This is a genomic window from Acidisphaera sp. L21, assembly GCF_009765685.1.
Taxonomy (GTDB): Bacteria; Pseudomonadota; Alphaproteobacteria; order Acetobacterales; family Acetobacteraceae; genus LMUY01.
The window spans coordinates 44,448-62,941 of the sequence record NZ_LMUY01000007.1; the positions used below are offsets into that span (position 1 = coordinate 44,448).

General features: G+C 66.3%; 18 protein-coding genes and 1 tRNA gene. 9 read left to right on the forward strand and 10 right to left on the reverse strand.

Going from position 1 to position 18,494, the window contains the following annotated elements; all coding sequences use genetic code 11:
- The first annotated feature begins 24 nt into the window (after nucleotides 1-24).
- The 4 genes from GSQ76_RS01035 to GSQ76_RS01050 are packed head-to-tail and all read left to right on the forward strand — an operon-like array spanning nucleotide 25 to nucleotide 3,503.
- Complete coding sequence (locus GSQ76_RS01035; RefSeq protein WP_158742057.1) at nucleotides 25-1,227, forward strand: ABC transporter substrate-binding protein; 1,203 nt, start codon at nucleotides 25-27, stop codon at nucleotides 1,225-1,227.
- On the forward strand, nucleotides 1,228-2,094 hold the full coding sequence (locus GSQ76_RS01040) for a branched-chain amino acid ABC transporter permease (protein WP_254070169.1): 867 nt from the start codon (nucleotides 1,228-1,230) through the stop codon (nucleotides 2,092-2,094). It abuts the gene before it with no gap.
- A gap of 1 nt (nucleotide 2,095) precedes the next feature.
- Entirely contained in the window at nucleotides 2,096-3,004 is a 909-nt protein-coding gene (locus GSQ76_RS01045; RefSeq protein WP_158742058.1) for a branched-chain amino acid ABC transporter permease, read from the forward strand.
- A gap of 13 nt (nucleotides 3,005-3,017) precedes the next feature.
- The gene (locus tag GSQ76_RS01050) at nucleotides 3,018-3,503 is read left to right on the forward strand and encodes a hypothetical protein (RefSeq protein WP_158742059.1); all 486 of its coding nucleotides are present in this window, start codon (nucleotides 3,018-3,020) and stop codon (nucleotides 3,501-3,503) included.
- Here the strand turns inward: GSQ76_RS01050 and efeB are convergent.
- From efeB to GSQ76_RS01095, 9 genes are all read right to left on the reverse strand, one after another.
- Entirely contained in the window at nucleotides 3,500-4,813 is a 1,314-nt protein-coding gene (gene efeB, locus GSQ76_RS01055; protein WP_158742060.1) for an iron uptake transporter deferrochelatase/peroxidase subunit, read from the reverse strand. The two genes, GSQ76_RS01050 and efeB, sit on opposite strands and share 4 nt — an antisense overlap.
- 10 nt (nucleotides 4,814-4,823) lie before the next feature.
- Entirely contained in the window at nucleotides 4,824-5,927 is a 1,104-nt protein-coding gene (locus GSQ76_RS01060) for a hypothetical protein (RefSeq protein ID WP_158742061.1), read from the reverse strand.
- Between the two features lie 20 nt (nucleotides 5,928-5,947).
- Complete coding sequence (locus GSQ76_RS01065) at nucleotides 5,948-7,462, reverse strand: carbohydrate porin (protein ID WP_158742062.1); 1,515 nt, start codon at nucleotides 7,460-7,462, stop codon at nucleotides 5,948-5,950.
- A gap of 145 nt (nucleotides 7,463-7,607) precedes the next feature.
- Nucleotides 7,608-8,891 carry a tetratricopeptide repeat protein gene (locus GSQ76_RS01070; protein ID WP_158742063.1) on the reverse strand — a complete coding sequence of 428 codons (1,284 nt, stop codon included), beginning with the start codon at nucleotides 8,889-8,891 and terminating at the stop codon, nucleotides 7,608-7,610.
- 83 nt (nucleotides 8,892-8,974) lie between these two features.
- Nucleotides 8,975-9,817, reverse strand: coding sequence for a sterol desaturase family protein (locus GSQ76_RS01075; RefSeq protein ID WP_158742064.1), 843 nt, complete (start codon nucleotides 9,815-9,817; stop codon nucleotides 8,975-8,977).
- 132 nt (nucleotides 9,818-9,949) lie between these two features.
- Nucleotides 9,950-10,438: a hypothetical protein gene (locus GSQ76_RS01080; RefSeq protein ID WP_158742065.1), complete on the reverse strand. Its 489-nt coding sequence runs from the start codon at nucleotides 10,436-10,438 to the stop codon at nucleotides 9,950-9,952.
- A 1,184-nt stretch (nucleotides 10,439-11,622) separates the two neighbouring features.
- Nucleotides 11,623-11,832, reverse strand: a complete 210-nt coding sequence (locus GSQ76_RS01085) for a hypothetical protein (protein ID WP_158742066.1) — start codon at nucleotides 11,830-11,832, stop codon at nucleotides 11,623-11,625.
- A 116-nt stretch (nucleotides 11,833-11,948) separates the two neighbouring features.
- Nucleotides 11,949-12,034: transfer RNA gene (locus GSQ76_RS01090), tRNA-Leu, on the reverse strand.
- A gap of 13 nt (nucleotides 12,035-12,047) precedes the next feature.
- Complete coding sequence (locus GSQ76_RS01095; RefSeq protein WP_158742067.1) at nucleotides 12,048-12,959, reverse strand: NAD(P)-dependent oxidoreductase; 912 nt, start codon at nucleotides 12,957-12,959, stop codon at nucleotides 12,048-12,050.
- 99 nt (nucleotides 12,960-13,058) lie between these two features.
- Here GSQ76_RS01095 and GSQ76_RS01100 point away from each other — a divergent pair, with 99 nt between their 5' ends.
- Nucleotides 13,059-13,859, forward strand: coding sequence for a S1C family serine protease (locus tag GSQ76_RS01100; protein WP_158742068.1), 801 nt, complete (start codon nucleotides 13,059-13,061; stop codon nucleotides 13,857-13,859).
- 37 nt (nucleotides 13,860-13,896) lie between these two features.
- Nucleotides 13,897-15,705: a transglycosylase domain-containing protein gene (locus GSQ76_RS01105; RefSeq protein ID WP_158742069.1), complete on the forward strand. Its 1,809-nt coding sequence runs from the start codon at nucleotides 13,897-13,899 to the stop codon at nucleotides 15,703-15,705.
- On the opposite strand, the gene GSQ76_RS01110 is transcribed toward GSQ76_RS01105, so the two are convergent.
- The gene (locus GSQ76_RS01110; RefSeq protein ID WP_158742070.1) at nucleotides 15,673-16,095 is read right to left on the reverse strand and encodes a zinc-ribbon domain-containing protein; all 423 of its coding nucleotides are present in this window, start codon (nucleotides 16,093-16,095) and stop codon (nucleotides 15,673-15,675) included. The genes GSQ76_RS01105 and GSQ76_RS01110 overlap by 33 nt on opposite strands.
- Before the next feature lie 152 nt (nucleotides 16,096-16,247).
- On the opposite strand from GSQ76_RS01110, the gene ftsE reads away from it, so the two are divergent.
- From ftsE to GSQ76_RS01125, 3 genes are read left to right on the forward strand one after another with little or no spacing between them, the layout of a single operon-like run.
- Nucleotides 16,248-16,907: a cell division ATP-binding protein FtsE gene (ftsE, locus tag GSQ76_RS01115; protein WP_158742142.1), complete on the forward strand. Its 660-nt coding sequence runs from the start codon at nucleotides 16,248-16,250 to the stop codon at nucleotides 16,905-16,907.
- Nucleotides 16,900-17,811 carry an ABC transporter permease gene (locus GSQ76_RS01120; RefSeq protein WP_158742071.1) on the forward strand — a complete coding sequence of 304 codons (912 nt, stop codon included), beginning with the start codon at nucleotides 16,900-16,902 and terminating at the stop codon, nucleotides 17,809-17,811. Before ftsE ends, GSQ76_RS01120 begins: the two co-directional genes overlap by 8 nt.
- Nucleotides 17,811-18,431, forward strand: a complete 621-nt coding sequence (locus GSQ76_RS01125) for a YdcF family protein (RefSeq protein ID WP_254070170.1) — start codon at nucleotides 17,811-17,813, stop codon at nucleotides 18,429-18,431. Before GSQ76_RS01120 ends, GSQ76_RS01125 begins: the two co-directional genes overlap by 1 nt.
- Nucleotides 18,432-18,494: the final 63 nt, after the last annotated feature.

The window sequence follows — 18,494 nt, forward strand, 5'->3', positions numbered from 1 at the left end:
TCGCGCAACAGGGGACCGAACGAGATGAGCACAGCCCAATTTCGCCTGACCCGGCGTAGCGTTCTGGCGGGGAGCGCCGCCGCCTTAGCCGCGCCCTATATTGCCCGCGCGCAGGGCGTGCCTTTGACGCTGGGGATTCTGACGCCGCTGACGGGCGCTGGCGGTTATGACGGGCCACGCATGATGAAGGCGATCCAGGCGGTTGCGGCGCAGGTGAACGATGCGGGCGGCTTGCTGGGCCGCAAGATCACCTTCGTGATCGAGGACGACCAGACCAACCCGGAAGCCGCGGTGCGGGCGGCGCGCAAGCTGGTGGACGTGGACAAGGTGCCGGTGATCATGGGCACCTGGGCCTCCGCCGTGACGTCCGCAGTGGCGCCGGTGTGCTGGGAGAGCAAGACGTTCCTGACCACGACGTCAGGTGCGGACACGATCACCAAGCTACCGCACCAGGGCTATCTGATCCGGACGCAGCCGAACAACTATCTGCAAGGCGCCAAGCACGCCGAGTTCATCGCCAGCACGGGGGCGAAGAAGGTCGGGCTGTTGTCGATCCAGGCGCCCTTCGCGCAGCCGACGCAGGAACGGGTGAAGGACGTGTTGGCGAAGAATGGCTCGTCGTTGACCGGCGGGCTGATCTACGAGCCGAACAAGACCAGCTACCGTTCGGAGGTGGATCAGATCCTGCGTGGCTCGCCGGACATGGTCTATCTGAACGGCTATACCCCGGATGTAAGCGTGCTGCTGCGCGATTTGTATCGCGCAGGGTATGATGGCCCGCGCTTCACGCAATCCTACGCGCTGACGAGCAAGGCGGTGGAATCGCTGCCGAAGGAAGTGACGGAGGGAACGTATACCGTGCAACCGTCGGCGGACATCGATTCGCCGGCCTATGCCAACGCGGCCAAACTGCTGGGGATCAAGGACCCGGATTCGTATGAGACGCAGGCGGTGGATTGGATGAGCCTGGTGGCGCTGTCGATCGCCAAGGCGAAGGCCGCAACGGGCACGGCGATCCGGGATACGGTGCGCTCCGTTTCCCAGGGTGCTGGCACGAAAGTGTATAGCGCGGTGGATGGGTTGACGATTTTGGCGAAGGGTGGCGAGGTGAATTACGAGGGCGCCAGCGGGCCCTGCGACTTCACCGATATCGGCGACATCCAGGACTGCAAGTTCCGCTACTTGGTGGTGAAGAACGGCGCGCTGACTTTCCTGAAGGTCGTCTGATTGCTGAAAGATGTCGCCCAGTTGGTGATCAATGGGCTGATGGCGGGCACCATCCTGGCAGTCCCGGCCATCGGCCTGACGGCGATCTACGCGGTGTTGCGGTTCCCGAACTTCGCGCTCGCATCCCATGCGACGGTGGGCGCGTTCGCCGGCTGGATCGCCAATGTGGTCTTAGGCTGGTCCATCATACCGTCGCTGGGGCTGGCGTTTCTGGCGGCGGGGTTGGTGGGCGTGGCGACGGACGAGTTTGTGCTGCGACCGTTCCGCGCCGCCGGGTTCGCGACCACGGCCATCGGGTCGATCGCGCTGACCATTGCGCTGGAAAACCTGCTGCGCATGATTTTTGGCAATGATCTGCGTGGGTACGATCTGCCGATCACACGGGATTGGCGCTTCGCCGGGCTGCATCTCGGCCCGCAGCAGGTGGAGAACATGGCGATCTCGCTGGTGGTGATGGCCGCGGTGTTCGCCTTCCTGGCCTTCACCCGCGCTGGCAAGGCGATGCGCGCGGTGGCCGACAACCCGGCACTGGCGCGCATCAAGGGTGTCGATGCGGTGCGGGTGGCACGCATCGTCTCCTTCGTCGGGATGGGCCTGGCCGGTGTTGGCGGCATGCTGATCGGGCTGGACACCACGATCGACCCGCTGACAGGGTTTCGCGTGATGCTGTCGGTCTTCGCCGCCGCCGTGGTGGGTGGGCTGGGCAGCATACCCGGCGCGGTGCTGGGGGCGCTGACGATCGGCGTGGGGGAAGAATTGTGCCTGCTGGTGCTGACGCCGAATTACCGCAGCGTCGTCGGGTTTCTGGCAATCCTGCTGGTGCTGATCCTGCGGCCGTCCGGCCTGCTGGGCCAGCGGGCGTACTAGGATGGAAAATTACCTCGTCGCCCTGGGTGTGACCGCCGGGCTGTACGCGCTGATGGCGATCGGGCTGAACGTGATCTGGGGCATGGCCGGGTTGGTCAATTTGGGCCTGGTCGGGTTCTTCGCGGTGGGTGCGTATACCTCGGCGTTGCTGACCACGAAATTAGGCGTGGCCATCGGCGTCGGGATGGTGGCGGGGGCCGTTGCCGGTGGGGTGGCGGGCGCGCTGGTGGCGCTGATCACGGCGCGGTTGCGTGGCGACTACCTGGCCATCGTGACGCTGGGTTTTGCCGAATCGTTGCGCACCACCGCCAGCAACGAAACCTGGTTGACGAACGGGACGGACGGGATTTCCGGCATTCCCGGCCCGTGGCGCAGCGTACTGACCCCGTCGGAGTTCAACCTGGCCTATTTGGCGCTGGTGGTGGTGATCGTGCTGATCGCCTACCTGCTCGCGCAACGGCTCAGCTACTCGCCATTCGGCCGGGTGCTGCGGGCCATTCGCGATGACGAGCAGGTGGCGGCGGTGGCGGGCAAGCCGGTGCTGGCGTTCAAGGTGCTGGCCTTCGCGATCGGCTGCACGGCGCTGGGGCTGGCCGGGGCGTTGTACGCGCATTACACCTCGTTCGTGGTGCCGGACATCTTCGTTCCGTTGCTGACGCTGTATATCAAGATGGCGCTGCTGTCGGGCGGCGTTGGCAATAATCGGGGGGCCGTGCTGGGCGGGCTGGTGGTGGTGATCTTCCTCGAGGGCACACGCTTCATCACGCCCTACATTCCCTGGCTGGGCGCGGTGCAGGCCGCCGCCCTGCAGCAATTCCTGGTCACTGCCGCCCTGCTGGTGGTGCTGCGCTTCCGCACGCGGGGGCTGGTGCCCGAACCACCGGACCATCCCATTCTACGCCGAACCTGAAGGAGCCTACGCCATGGCCGAGATCACCCGCGACGACATCATCCACGTGATGACCCTGACCGCCGCCCCTGACCGCACCGCCGCCTGGGCCGCGATCGATGCGCTGGTCGACCGGTTGTACGACCGCAAGCTATTCACCGCGTTGAACCATCTGGCCGCAACGTCCGAGGTGGAGCGGCTTTATTCCAGCAATACCACCGCCTACCCGGTCGGTGGGCGAAAGCAGAAGAAGGACACGCATTGGGGCAAGAAGACGTTGGATGAGGGCGAATTGTATATCTGCCACACCGCCGCCGACATCGAACGCACCTTCTTCGACCACGAACTGATCAAGAGCCTGGGCGTCGGTGGCATGGTGAACGTGCCGGTAATGGTCAGCGGCAAATGCATCGCCAGCCTCAGCATCTCCGCCGGCACCGATCGGTTCAGCGAGGCGGATGCGCCGGAACTGGCGCTGATCGCGGCGTTGACGCTGCCGCTGTTCCTGTCCGCGAGCTAGAACAGCCCCTGCCCGATGAATCCGCCCGGTTCGGCGCCGGGTGGGATGGCGAACAGGCCGCTGCCGGTGTGGGTGGTGTACTGGTTCAGCATGTCCAGCTTGGACATCGTTTCGAACATCTTGATGAAGCTGGCGCGTGGGTCGCGCTGGTAGCAGATGAACAGCAGCCCGGCGTCGTATTCCAGCCCCTGGCGCCAGGGCGGCCACCGCTCCGCCGTGATGTTGGTGCCGTCATTGTAGGAGAACGCCCGGCGGAGTAATTGCGCGCCGTCATTGCTGGCGGCGGCAGCCAGGCGCACATGCGCGGTTTGCGCGATCAGCGGGTTGCCGTCCGCATCCATGGCATCGAGGTCGATCGGGTCGAACTCGCTCTTGCCGCCGATCGGCGCCCCGGATGCCTTGTGCCGGCCGATGGTTTCTTCCTGGAACGACACGTCGGTATCGTCCCAATGCTCCAACGCCATGCGGATGCGGCGGACGACCATGTAGCTGCCGTTGCGCATCCAAGCCGGGCCTTCGTCCCCGACCCAGACGACATCTTCCAGGCTGGCCGGGTTCGTGGTCGTGGTGCCCCCAGCCGTTTCGGTCGGGCGCCGGGCAACGGGGTTTTGGGTGCCGTCACGAAAGCCCATCAGGTTGCGGGGCGTGTCCTCGGCCGCGGCGTTGGGGGTGAAGCCGGTCTGGGTCCAGCGCAGAACGGCGACGCCCTTGGCCAGCCGCGCCATCTGGCGCACGGCGTGGAATGCCACCTGGGGATCGTCGGCGCAGGCCTGGACCGACAGATCACCGCCGGTGCGGGCATCTTCCAATTGGTCGCCGTTGAATTTTGGCAGGTCGACCAGCGCCTCCGGCCGCTTCGCCTTCAGGCCGTAGCGATCTTTCCCCTCATGCTCGAACATGCCGGGGCCAAAGCCGAAGGTGATGGTCAGCCGCGCCGCATCCAGCCCGGCGGTTTCACCCGTGTCGGTGCCGGGCGCGTCCTGGGTCGCGGCTGGCGCCGCTGCGTCCTCGCCACGGGACAGGCGGGCTGCCACCGCCGTCCAATTCCGCAACAGGGTCACGAGGTCACTGGGCTTGTCCGTCACCAAGTCGAAGGTGGCGAAATAGGTGTGGTTCTGCCGGGCGGTGACGATGCCACCCTGGTGCGGGGCGAAAAATGGCTCCTGCAGACGCCGCCCGACCGCCTGGCCGGCGGGGTTGACGCCGTTGGCCGGCGCCGTGTCCGCTGCGCGCGCGGTGCCAAGTGCGGCCACAAACCCGGTGGCCGCCCCCAGAAACCCGCGACGTGATGCGAACGGACAGCCAGCCATCTACTTGCCCCTAATGCGCCAGAACCAGCGAGTTGATCTCGTCCTCGACGTAATAGAAGCCCGTGCCATCACTGGTCATGGCGATGCCGAATAGGTCACCCGCACCGGGTGGGGATTGCGCCTTGTTGGGGTCGATCCATTGGGCATACAGCTGGTGGCCGTCCGCCGGATCGATCTCGACCACCTGGCCGTTCAACCCGTTTACCGCCAACAGATGTCCGTTGGGTGCGGTCGCCAAGGCCAGGGGGCGCTTCAGGAAGCCCGCGCTCGTCACCTCCCGCCCGGTGCCCACGCTGTTGGTGCGGGTCGTGGCATTGTCGATGGCGATGATGCGGTTGCCGATGGCGTCCGAGGCATACAGCGTGCCGTTGGCGCCGAGCGCCAGGCCGGTTGGTCCGACGACGAACACGTCCTTGTCGGCGCGCTGGCCAAGGCCGTCGGCGATCACGGTCTGCCCGGTCATGCGCGGGGGTTGCCCGGCCGGAATGGCCAGCTCGATCCGCAACACCGTCGCCTTGTTGACCACGGGTTGTCCGGGCGCTTCTACGCCGAACCCGGTGTTGCTGACGAACAATGTCGCCGTGCTGCCATGGTCGACCACGGCCATGTTGCCCCAGGGGCCGTTGATGGAGGGGCCAGCCAAGCTGCCAGCCACGTTGCCCTGGGCATCCAGGATCAGCAGGCAGCCGTTGCCCTTGGTCGCCGTGGTGCCGTCCTGGCTGGGCAGGCTGCCGACGATCACCCAGCCGGATTGCAGCATGGTCATCGCCGTGGTCAGCCCGATGCCGCCCGGACAGGCCGGCAGGTGGCGCGGGATGCTGGCGAACAGGCTCAGCCGCTTCGTGGCCGGGTTGTAGTCGACGATCGTCGTGCCGAGGCCCTGCAGATTGCCGCTGTTGTTGAAGTTGGTGACCAGCACGTCGTCCTTCTGGACCTTGCCGGCCGAGACCGGGGCCACGACGACGGCGTAGGGGTTCTGGTCGCCGTTCTCCGGCACGGTCTGGGTCAGCAAAGTGTGGCGCTTCACCGTCTCCAGAAACCCGGGCTCGGCCGCGGTGGCGGAGAAGGCCAGCAACGACAAACCGACGGCCAGGCTACGCATTGCGTGGCGCATGAGGCGGCGCTCCGATCCGGTCAAAATACGATGTTGGTGCGCACGCCGAAGATCGCTTCGTTGCCGACGCGCTTGGCGGGATTGTTCGGGTTCTGGATGCCGCCGCCGGGCGTCCAGACGTATTGAAAGTCCGGCTGAACCGACAGCCATGGGGCGAGCTGGGCCTGGTACGTCAGCTCGATAAAGCTTTCGCTGCTGCGGATCGGGTACAGGCCGCCGTTGAAGTTGGCGGTGTCGTTATCCAGGCCGATGGCGCGGCTGCTGACCTTCGCCAGGCCGTAGCCGAGGCCAAGGCTGTCATCGTCGCGGCCGGGGAGCGGCGCCTTCAGCACCACGCCGGTGTTGATGCTGAATTCGGCGATGTTGCGGTCACCCGGCGCGCCCATCAGACGCGCGAACACGCCAATCGCCTGGGCCTCGTCCGGATCGGGCCGCCAGACCATCTGGTCGAACACGCCGTAGATGCTCCAATTGTTCTTGCGCATCCGGGTGACGCCGTTGCTGTTCGGATCGGCCAGCGACAGGCCGTCGGTGCCGAAACGCTGGTCGGGGAAGCGGCCGCTATCGTACCAGGCGCCCAGCTTGTAGACGCCGGGCAAACCACCGCCGCCAGTGCCGTAATCCATTTGGCCAACTGCCGGCTGGTTGATGGCGTACTGCACCTCCGCGATCGCGAGCGCACCGGTGCCAGTGTGGAAGGCGGTGCCGGACTGCGCGCCGCCCCGCACCTGCGAATCATCATTGAACGGTCCGCCCGGCGGGTTGTCGTCGAACACGCCGGCCAGGACGGTGAGGTTGGAGAGCGGCTGGGCGCGAAACCGCACCCCCAGCGAGGCCAGCGGATAGGCCGGCCCACCGGCATACAGGTCCACGGACGGGATGAGCGGCCAGCCCATCATCGTGTTGATGAACAGGCCGGAATAGGAGCTGCCAATGAACTCCTGGTCCAGGCTCTGCTGGCCGATCTTCACGTCGACTTTGCCGCCGAGGAACGATTGCTGGTACCACATCTCCCACAACCGCGTGGCCCGCTGCGCCTCGATCCCGCTGTTGGTTTGCAGGCTGTAGAGATTGTCCGTCGCCAGGTTGCGGCCGTGGATCTGGAACGCGCTGACATTGAAGATTCCGCCTTCCCAGCCGAACGCCTTTCCGGTGTCCAGCCCCAGGCTCATGAACGTCAGCCCGTCATAATCGGCACCGCGATGCACGCCGCCAGTGGCGTTACCGAACAACTCGCTGGTTTCCGATAGGCCAAGGGAGATGCCGATATTGCCGAGCTTGGTTCGGATGCCCCACATATCGCCGAGCAGGTTGCTACGGGACGATGCGAAAAGTTGGGTCGTGAATCCCGGCTCCCCCGGGGACGTCTGTTCCGCCGTGCTTGCGGCATGGCCCGGCGTGGGGTTCTGCTGCGTCGAGGCGCCAGGAATGGTCTGCGGTGCGGGCCCGGCCTGCGCGAATGCGATCGCCGGAAGGCAGGCTGCAAAGCACCCGACCACTGCCGCTATCGAGCTACGCCGCAAGGGCTGAGCCATGTCTCGCTCCAAGTTCATCGTCCAATGCGGCGTATAGCGGTTACTGCGACGCATTCTCACGTAATAGAGGGTCGCGGCGGCGTCAATTGGCTCTCTGTGCCTCAAAGGTCACAGTGACACTTCGGCACATCACAGTCGAAACGGCTTATGCCCGGTGCCGAAGCGCCCGCATGACGGGGACTGCCAGCTGATAAAGATCGTAGGTGACCGCATCCAAGACGTCGTCCCAAACGCCGGCGCGGGATTGGCGGTAGATGCGCAGGGTGGGATACCATGGGCTGTCCCGGCGGCCCGCCAGCCATCGCCAGCAACTGTCCAGCCGGTCCAACAGCCATATTGGTTTGCCCAGGGACGCGGCTAAATGCGCGACGGCGGAGTCGACGGCGATCACCAGATCCAGATTGGCGACCAGCGCCGCGGTGTCGGCAAAATCGCCCACCAGGTGCATCCAGTCGATCACGTTCATCTCCGCCGGGGCGGACGCGCCGCCCTTTTGCAGGCTGATGAACTGCACGTCTTCGATATCCGCCAACCGCGCCAGCAGGGCCGGGGCGACGGACCGGCGGCGATCGGCGGCCAGGCGGGCATTGCCGGACCAAGCCACGCCAACGCGCAGCTTCGGGCCGGCGATCGAGTGCAGCCGCGCCGCCCAGGTCGCGGCCACGCCGTCATCCGCCCATAGATACGGCACCGGGCTGGGGATCGTGTCGAGCGTCAGACCAAGGGCAAGCGGCAGGCTCATCATCGGGCAGATCAGGTCGAAATGCGGCAGGGGGTCTTCGGGGCCTGCGACGGTCACCCCCTCTAGCCCCTGCAGCAGTCGCACCAGCGGTTGCGGGACCACCAGGGATACCGCCAGCCCACGCGCCGCCGCCGCCGTGCCGAGCCGACAGAATTGCAGCGTGTCGCCCAGCCCCTGTTCGGCATGGATCAGTAGCCGCCGGCCCGGCATGTCTTCGCCCCGCCAACGCGGGCGGCCGAACCGCAGCCCCGGGTCGCCGACGGCGGGGATGCGCCAGCGCCACTCATACTCGGCCCATCCGGCCGGGTAATCGCCCTCCGCAAGCATGGCCATGCCGAGGTTGCCATGGGCCTGGGCGTAGTCCGGCCGGATCTCCACCGCGGTTTCGAAGCAGCGTCGCGCCTCGTCCGGCAGGCCGGAATCACGGAGCGCGGTGCCCAGGTTGTTGTGCGCCTCGGCAAAGTCCGGATGCAGATGGATGGCGCGGCAGAAGGCGGCGGTGGCGTCGTCCAGCCGGTCCAACCCCCACAGGGCGACGCCGAGGTTATTCGCGATTTCCGCGTTGCCGGGTGCCATGGATAAGGCGCGGCTGTAGCTGGCGGCCGCCGCATCCAGTTGCCCGGTGGCGTTTTGCTGGGCGGCAATGGCCAGCAGGTCTTGCAGCGCCGGGTTCAACCCGAGTGTCACGACCGGCTTTACCCCCTTTGCCACGACCCGGCGGTGTTGCAGCCGGCCGCGCCTCGCTTAGCAGAGCGGCAGTGGGGGCGCTATCAGTCCCCGGTGTCGTGGGCCGGGATGGCGGCGGGGGACGAGGCCTGCGCGCGAAACGGGTGCATCAACTGGCCGCCGAAATCGTAGGGCACATCCCGCTCGGTGACGCCGTAGTCGCTCGGCAATTCACCCTTGGGCATGTAGTACGTGCCGAAGATCACGTCGATGATGGGGAAGGTGCTGGCGAAATTACGCTCGCCGCCACGATCGACGCCGGTGTGGTGCCAACGGTGAAACACCGGGCTTGCCAGCACGGTGCGGAACGGGCCGAAATCCCAGTTGAGGTTGGCGTGCGTGAGGGTGGACATACCGATGGAGAACGGCACCAGCCACACCAGCACGCCCGGTGAAATGCCCAGCAGCAGCAGCAGGCTGTCCCCCATCAGGAAATGGAGCATGAAATCCACGGGGTGAACGCGGAACGAGCCAAGCCACTCCAGATGCTCGGACGAATGGTGCACGGCGTGAAACCGCCAAAGCCGTAAATCGTGCAGCCAGCGATGCGTGGCGTAGAGCCAGATTTCGGAGGCGACGAGATAGATCGCCACCTGCGCCGCGAACGGCAAGGCGGAAAGCGGGCCGCAGCCGTGCTCCAACAAGGCCCAGGCCGCATCCTGACTGGTGACGCCGTATAGAACCAGCATTCCGACCATGAGCAGCGCGATGCGGGCGTAGTACATCAGCCCAGGCATCACCACGAGGTAGCCGATGTCGGTCGCCAGATCCGGCTTGCGCCACCACGGGCGACCGGCGTTGCAGCTGGGTAGGACACTGAGGACGGTGAATATGATAGCCACGACCGCCACGACCGGCAGCGAGGCCGCGAGACCGACGACGAACACGGCTGGAACTGATTGTATCGCAGCGAAGATTGCCATGCGCCGGAGTGTGGGGCGGGGCGGTAAAGATCCGGTAACCGGCTGGTCGACAACGGTGCGGACCGACGCCACCAGCCCCGCTATGTGGGCCGTCGATTATGACGTTGCGTACTGTAAGTCCGCCTCGCTGGCCTCGCTGCAGCTATATCGCGGGTTCTCGAAGCGCCCCTTCACGCAGGACATGGTGAATTCGTACAGCATTTCCTCGACGGCCGAGACGCTCAGCCGGTCCAAGTCCAGCAACGGGAAATTGTAGCCTTCCGGCTCACAAACTGCATGATTGCTGGCCGAAGTCTGCAGGTGGAAAAAGTAGAGCACTTCACCAGGGGCACCGGACTTGTCGAGAACACACATGTCGACGTCGACCCACGCCGATAGTGCGGAGTATTCGCTGCGCCGCAGACTCAGCGTGAGGTTGGAGCTACGAAGCGTTTTATTGGCTTCGGTGATCAGGTCGGCCAAGACGTTGAAGCAGGTTTTCCAGAGTACCTCGACGCGACGTTTGACCAGGACTGTTCGCCGAGCCTCAGTTTCCCGGATCTGCGAAATTCCAAGTTGAAGACGTGCCGTCCATTCATCGTTCATGACGTTAGCAATCCTGGTCCGTTCGGATTAGGCGAGCTGCGCGGCGATTAGTACGCAAAACTATAACGACTTCGTTAAGCGCCCTGGTTCGGTAAGTCCCCTGGTTCGTCAAGTCCCCTGGCGGCACAGCGCTGACGCGGTCGGGGCTGGACCCAGCCTAGGGATGTACCCAGCCAGGAGATGGACCCAGCCGGGGCGGCGAACGCGTTCAGGTCGTAGACGCCCGATTCCGCGATCGACACGAACTACGCCATGCCAAGGCGCCGGCGGGCACTTACCTCCAGTTTGCAATAGCCTATCGGCGTTCCGCAAGCCTGCGACGCAACCCTACCGCCACGATTCATTCGCCCGGGCGTATGGGTGAACCGCGGTGCTGAGTGCGAAAGCTCCGGCGGGATACGGATGGGGGCGCCTTCCGCTGCTGACGCCACGGACCGGAAAATTCGGGAGTGGCGGCATGTCGACCGGCGCGGCGGTGCTGGTTTGAACGGTGCGATTGGCAGCTTCGACGTTCGTCAACGCGGCCATCGTCAGCATCGAGCCAAGGCCCAAACCCAGTCCCGCCGTTGCCAATGCAACGCTCACCACGGTTCGCAGTCGCACTCCGCGGCGATTTCGGATTGCACCGGACGGAAGAGTATTTGACAGGATCTCGGCGTGAAGCTGCTGGTATGGCATTGGACCGATCCCATGACCGAGGGCGTGGTCGGATGTTTACGTTACGTTAATTATTTTGATTCGACCGGCAATGTCTCGTTAAAAATGCAGTTGTGGGCAAAAAATCTCGTTGACCACTTTCGGGGCGCGTATTGGCAGCCATCCTGCCGGCTTCCAGCACGCAGCACGTCACTTATATACCGGTGCAAAATCCAGAATTCCGCCGAAAATAGACGACCACCGGCAGGTTATATTTTCTGCTTCCAAGTATAGATTGCGTATTTTTCAATATGCAGCTTTGCAGGGCGGAGATTTGCCGCCGCGAATTTGACCTCTGTTCTTATTCTCGTGTCGATTGTCGTTTCGTGTTTGAACTGAATAGCGCTCGCCGCAAGACTCAGATCATTCCGAAATCGTAGTGTATACTGGGATGGAGAACCTATCCGGCGGGCAAGGGTATGGTGCCATCACCGTGGGATGTGACCGAGGCAGCGACCCGAGGGACGTTGAGTGGCGGTGACTGTGGCTTAGTTTGGCAGCGATCCGTCGCCGATCGCCATCCGGATGTCCATGAGCCCTTCGCCGACCTCGACCACGCTTTGCACCAGCATCTCATATTTTCGCCGCCACCTGGCGGCGTCCGCCAATGCCTCGGACAGTTCAGCCCGCAAGGTGTCCTGATCGTTGGCGGCGTCTGGGTCGGCCGTCGCGGCAGCCGGGATGAAGGTTATGGCCATTCGGAGGCGGCGCTAGCGAATCTCATGCGTAAATTGTAGCGGAGTAGCAACCGACCCGTCGACCCCAGGGTTCTCCGACGTAGGCCTGTCTTCGTTGAAGTCTACAGCGTTCTCGATGGTGCCCGCCGCCGGACTCGAACCGGCACGCCTTTTACAGCCGCGGATTTTAAGTCCGCCGCGTCTACCATTCCGCCAGGCGGGCGCCCGCGCGGGTTTTAGCCCGCAGCGATCCGTTTGGCGATATCCAGCGAACGGCGGATCAACGTGTCGCTCGCCTCTGGGGTGCGGAAGGCGCTGTGGGCGGTCAGCGTCACATTCGCCAGTTCGGTGAAGGGGTGCTTGGCGGGCAGCGGTTCCTCGTCGAACACGTCCAGCGCGGCGTGGGCCAAGTGGCCGGCGCGCAGGGCGTCGATCAGCGCCGTCTCGTCCACGATGGCGCCGCGGGCGGTGTTGACCAGGATGGTGGAGGGTCGCAGCTGCGCCAGGCGGTCGGCGCCGAGGAAGCCGCGGGTCTCGTCGGCCAGCAGCAGGTGGATCGACAGCACGTCGCTTTCGGCCAGCAATTGGTCCAGGCCGACGAACTCCACGCCGGGCGCCTCCTTCTTGCTGCGGTTCCAGGCGATGACGCGCATGCCGGCGCCGCCCATGATTCGGGCGACCTCCCCGGCGATGCCGCCGAAGCCCAGCAGGCCCAGCGTCTTCTTGTGCAGTTGCACGCCCTCGGTGCGCAGCCAGTTGCCTTGCCGCATCTCCCGGTCCATCGCGGCAACGCCGCGGGCGGCGGCCCAGATCAGCGCCACGGTGTGCTCGGCGACCGCGACGTCACCGTAGCCTTTGATGATGTGGACGGTGATCCCCAACTCGGCCAGTTCGTCGGGGTTCATGTAGGACCGCGCGCCGGTGCCGAGGAAGATCACGTGCTTGATCGTCGGGCACTGCCGCATTGCCTCGGTCGGCAGGAAGGTGTGGTCGTCGATCAGGAAATCGTAGCCGTCCAGCAGGCTCGGCAAGGCCTCCGCCGGGACGATGTCGTGTTGGTTGACGGTGACCGGCGGATCTTCCGGCTGCACCATCCGGTCGAAGACGTCCGCCAGCTCGTCGCTTGCGTCCAGGAATAGGCCCTTCATGCAACACTCCTCGTGTGTCGTGCGATCCTGCGGGCTGGCATGGGGCCAAGGCAAGGGTCCGTCGTTGACGACGGGCCGGCGCACCCCCATCGTCTGGGCGTGCGTGACCAGGTGGATGTCTGTGCCCGGCTGGGCCTGTTGCTCGGGGTGCTGGCGCTGGCGCCCGCCGCCAAGCAGCCGCCGCTTGCCGCCGGCGCCCCGGTTTCCGCCGTTCCGAAGGGCAAGCCGCCGCCGTTGCAACCCGGTGAAGCGGTCATCCCGCCGCATCCCGACTCGACCGGCACCAGCTTCGTGGCGGCCGAGGGGCGGCTGCTGACGAATCGGCACGTGGTGGATGGCTGCCGCCGCATGGTGGCGCGTAATGCCAGGGGGACGGAGGAGACCGCCCGCGTGCTGGCCAGCGACCCGCAGCGGGACCTGGCGCTGCTGAGCGTAACGCCCGCCTTCGGACCGCCGCTGACCTTTCGCACCATGCCGGAAGTGAAGTTGGGCGAGACGGTCATTACCTTCGGCTTCCCGCTGGCGGGGCTGTTGTCGGCCGGGCCGACGCTGACGACGGGGGCGATCAGTGCGCTGAGCGGGCTGCGGGATAACCAGACCAACTTCCAGATCAGCGCGCCGGTGCAGCCGGGGAATTCGGGCGGGCCGCTATTCGACGCGCAGGGCAACGTCATCGGTATCGTGGTGGCCAAGCTGAATGCCGCGCGGGTTGCCGAGATGACCGATGGGGACATCCCGCAGAACGTGAATTTCGCGGTGAAGGGTGGCCCGTTGATGGACTTCCTGTGGGAACAAGGGGTGACGCCGCGCACCGCAACCTCCGCCGGGCCGGATCGCGGCGCCCCGGCGGTCGGCGATATCGCCAACCCTTCGACTGCGTTTCTGCAATGCTTCCACTAGCCATGCCGCGTTTCGCCGCACAGCACGGCTAGACGGGATGGCGCGCGCCTCCCTGGCTGCCGAATCGACGCGGCAGCGGCCAGTTGCGCCTGTGAAACGCCGGCGGCGGCTGCGCTGGCGGATCGCGCGCTGGCTGCTGATCCTGGGGATCTGGGCGGTGCTGGTGCTGGGCGTGGTGCTGGTCTGGTTCGCCCGCGACCTGCCCCGGCCCGATTCGGCATTGGACTCCGCCCGCCGCCCCGGGCTGACGCTGGAGGATCGCAGCGGCCACCCGTTCGCCACCTTCGGCGACGTGGTGGGCGATCCGCTGCGCCTGTCGGACCTGCCGCCCTGGTTGCCGCAGGCCGCCGTGGCGATCGAGGACCGGCGGTTCTGGAGCCACCCCGGCGTGGATGTGCTGGGGGTTGCGCGGGCGGTGGTGGTGAACATCACCAGCGGGCATCTGCGCCAGGGCGGATCGACCCTGACGCAGCAAGTGGCCAAGAACCTGTTCCTGACCAACGCCCGCACCCTGCGGCGCAAGGTGCAGGAGCTGATGTTGACGGTTTGGCTGGAACACAGCTTCAGCAAGCGCGAGATCCTGGAAATCTGGCTGAATCGCGTCTATCTGGGCAGCGGCACGTGGGGCGTGGACGCGGCGGCGCGGATGTATTTCGGCGTGTCGGCGCGCAAGCTGAACCTGTGGCAGAGCGCGGTGCTGGCCGGCATTCCACGCGCGCCCTCCCGCCTGAACCCCCGGGCGGACCCGGCGGCGGCGGCGGCGCGTGGGCGGGAGGTGTTGGCCGCGATGGCGGAGACCGGCGCGATTACCGCGGCGCAGGCGCAGGCCGCGTCGGCACAGATCGTGTTCCCGCCGATCAACGGCACCGCGGCGCCCTGGTTCGCGGACTGGGCGTCGGACCAGGCGCAGGATCTGCTGCCGGAAAACGAGGACGCCACGGTTCGCACGACGCTGGAACCTCGCATCCAGGCTGCGGCGGAAACCCGGCTGACGGCGATGCTGAACGGCCCCGGGGTCGCTGCCAATGCCGGGCAAGGTGCCGTGGTGGTGCTGGACGCCGGCACCGGAGAGGTGCGCGCCATGGTGGGCGGCCGCGACTTCCGCACCAGCCCGTTCAACCGTGCCGTGTTGGCCCGGCGGCAACCTGGCTCGTCCTTCAAGATTTTCGTCTGGCTGGCCGCGCTGGAAAAGGGGCTGACGCCGGAAGACACGGTTTCGGACGCGCCGCTGCGCATCGGCAGCTACAGTCCCTCCAACTTCGAGCCTGGGTATCGTGGGGACGTGACGCTGGAGGAGGCGCTGGCCCAGTCGCTGAACACCGTGTCGGTCCGGCTATTGCTGCAGGCGGGTGGGCCGCGCGTGGTGGCGGCGGTGGCGGAGCGGCTGGGGATCACGGACAAACTGCCGGACAATGCGACGCTGGCGCTCGGCTCGGGCGAGGTGGGCGTGCTGGAGATGGCGGCAGCCTACGCCACGCTGTTCAACGGAGGCTACGCCGTTACGCCGACGGCGCTGCAATCGGCCATTTCGGCCGGGCGGCCCTACGCGCTGCCGCACCCGGCGCAAACGCGGGTGGTGGGGTTGGAGCAGGCGGGGATGATGGTGCGCATGCTGGCCGCGGTGGTGAACCGGGGCAGCGGCCGGGCAGCGGCGATCCCGGGGCGGGTGATCGCCGGCAAGACCGGCACGACGCAGGATTACCGGGACGCTTGGTTCATCGGCGCGTCCGGGCCGAACGTGATCGCGGTCTGGCTGGGCAATGACGATAATCGGCCGATGAAGGGCGTCACCGGCGGCAGTCTGCCGGCCAAATTATTTCACGACATCGCCATGGATATTCGGTGAAGAAGGGGGCGGTGAAGCGGGAGAATCTGGTGCCAGATGCAACGCGGCGTAGACCCGCTCGCTCGGCGGCCATTTTTGCATGATCGGGCCGCGCAGCAATACGGCGCCTACCAATGCCACGGCGACCACCAGGAAGCTGCCTGCCCAGGCCGCGGGTAGCGCCCATTGCCGCTTTGGCGTCTCCATCGGCGGTGGCGCCATTGGAACGAAGGCGGCCATCGGCTCCGGCTGCGGCTCGGGTTCCGGTTCCGAGGGCGGCGGTTCTTCCGGTGGCGCATCTTCGACGGGGGCCCATTTGGTCCCGCACTTCGCGCATTTCACCTTGCGACCGGCGGCGATCTCACCGGGGACGTTATATTCGGCGGCACAGGTGGGGCAGGTGATTCGCACGGGACGATCCTGCGGAACGGCGCCCGGCTTGGCAACACGCCGTTGTTAATCTGTGCCCTCACGCTAGCATTCGTTCGGCTCCAGCGGGTTTTATTTTCGGCGCAGGCCGTTGAGTGGCACAACGCGCCATGACGCAACGCGACTCGGAGTCGATGATCCGGTTGGAAGGCGTCGGCCTGCGGTATGGCAGCGCCGAGCCGGTGTTGCGCGACATCAGCTTTTCCATTCCCAGCGGCGGGTTTCGCTGGCTGCTGGGGCCGTCCGGCGCGGGGAAATCCAGCCTGTTGCGGCTGCTGTATCTCGCGAACCGCCCCAGCGTCGGGCATTTGTCGATCTTGGGCCAGGACATCAATGCCGCGACCCGGCGCGACCTGCCGCCCCTGCGCCGGCAGATCGGCGTCGTGTTCCAGGATTTCCGGCTGATGCCGCATCTGTCCGCCTTCGACAACGTCGCGCTGCCGCTGCGCCTGGCTGGCCGGCCGGAGGGGCAAATCCATGCCGACGTGGAGGAGATGGTGCGATGGGTGGGGCTACAACGCCGCGCCAGCGCCCGCCCGGCCGAACTATCCGGCGGGGAACAGCAGCGCGTCGCCATCGCCCGCGCCGTGATCGGGCGTCCGAGCCTGCTGCTGGCAGACGAACCCACCGGTAACCTGGACGACCGCCAGGCCACGCGGCTGATGCAATTGATCAGTGAGATGAACCGGCTGGGCACCACCGTCATCGTCGCCACCCATAATGAAAGCCTGGTGCAGCGCTATCCAGGCCGGTCGTTGCGCCTGGCGGAAGGGCAGTTGATCAACGATGTCTAAGCGCTCCCTCCTGCGGCCGGCGCGGTTCGACGATCTGGGCCTGCGCCGCGCTTTGTCGGACCGGCTGCTGCCGGCCTTGGTCGCCGCCATGACATTCCTGGCCGCGCTGACGCTGGCGGGGGTGATGGTCGCGTCCTCCGTCGCGCATCATTGGCAGACGGGCGCGGCCGCCATCCTGACGGTCCAGGTGCCGCAACCCGGCACCGATACCGCCGGCGGCACGCGGCTCGACCGGGTGACCACCCTGCTGCGCGGCTCGCCCGGCATAGCGTCTGTCCGCGTGCTGTCCAGCACCGAGCTGGCGGAGCTGCTGCGGCCGTGGCTGGGCAATGCGACGCAGGCGAGCGCCCTGCCCCTGCCCGCCGTGCTGGACGTGCGGCTGTCGCCCGGCACGACGGAGCCGGATCCGACACTGCAGGGGCGGCTGAGCGAGGTCGCGCCGGGCACGTTCATGGAAAGCCATGGTCTATGGCTGCAGCGGCTGACCACGCTGGCGCGCAGCCTGCAGGCCTGCGCCGCTGCTGCGCTGCTGCTGGTGGCCGGGGTGGGTGCCGCGGTGGTGGCGGTTGCGGTGCGCGCCGGGTTGGCGGCCCGGCGGGATGCGATCGACATCGTGCACGGCTTGGGCGCCACCGATTCGTTCATCGCCGGGCAGTTTGCCAATCGGGCGACCTTGCTGGCGGCGGCTGGCGGTTGCCTGGGCGCCGTGGCGGCACTGCCGGTGCTGCTGGCGCTGGCGTCGCTGGCGTCCCCATTCCTGGATACACTGCCCTCGGACGCGCTGCTGCCTACCCTGCCGATGCCGCTATGGATTTCGCTGCCGATCCTGCCACTGGCAGCCGCCGCGATCGGCTGGCTGACCGCGCGGGTGACGGTGCATCGCTGGCTGCGGCGGTTGCCGTGATGATGCGCCGGCTCGCCACCGGACTGGCGGCCCTGCTGGCGGTGTTCGTGGTGGCGCTCGGCGTCGGGTTCGCCGCCTTCATTGCGATTTCGCACGAGCGTTTCGCCGCGCCGCCCATCGCCGACGGCATCGTGGCGCTGACCGGCGGGGCGGACCGGGTGGAAACCGCCCTGCATCTGCTGGAAGACGGGCGTGCGAAGCGGCTGTTGGTGTCGGGCGTGGCCCCCGGCTCCGGCCTGCACGACATCGCGCGCCGGGTGGATCTGGATCCGTCCCTGCTGGCCCCCGTGGTGACGCTGGGCAAGGTGGCCACCACCACGCTGGGCAATGCGGAGGAGACGGCGGAGTGGGCCAAGGCGCACGACTTCCACTCCCTCATTATCGTCACCGCTGGCTACCACATGCCGCGCGCGATGCTGGAAATGCGGCGGGCCATGCCAGGCGTGACGCTGTATCCGCTGGCGGTGCAGCCCCAGGTGGTGCAGCGGTCCAGCAAGGTACGGCTGCTGGCTGGCGAGTATGTGAAGCTGATCGCCGCCTGGTTGGGTGTTTCCCACATCATGCGGCATCCGGTGGCGATCGTGCGGGCAAACCCTGTGGATAAGTCTGTGAACGGTTGACGGACGCGACTTCGAACCCGTGCGAGGATGACGCTGCAACTCCCTCAAACGACGGGTTTTTTG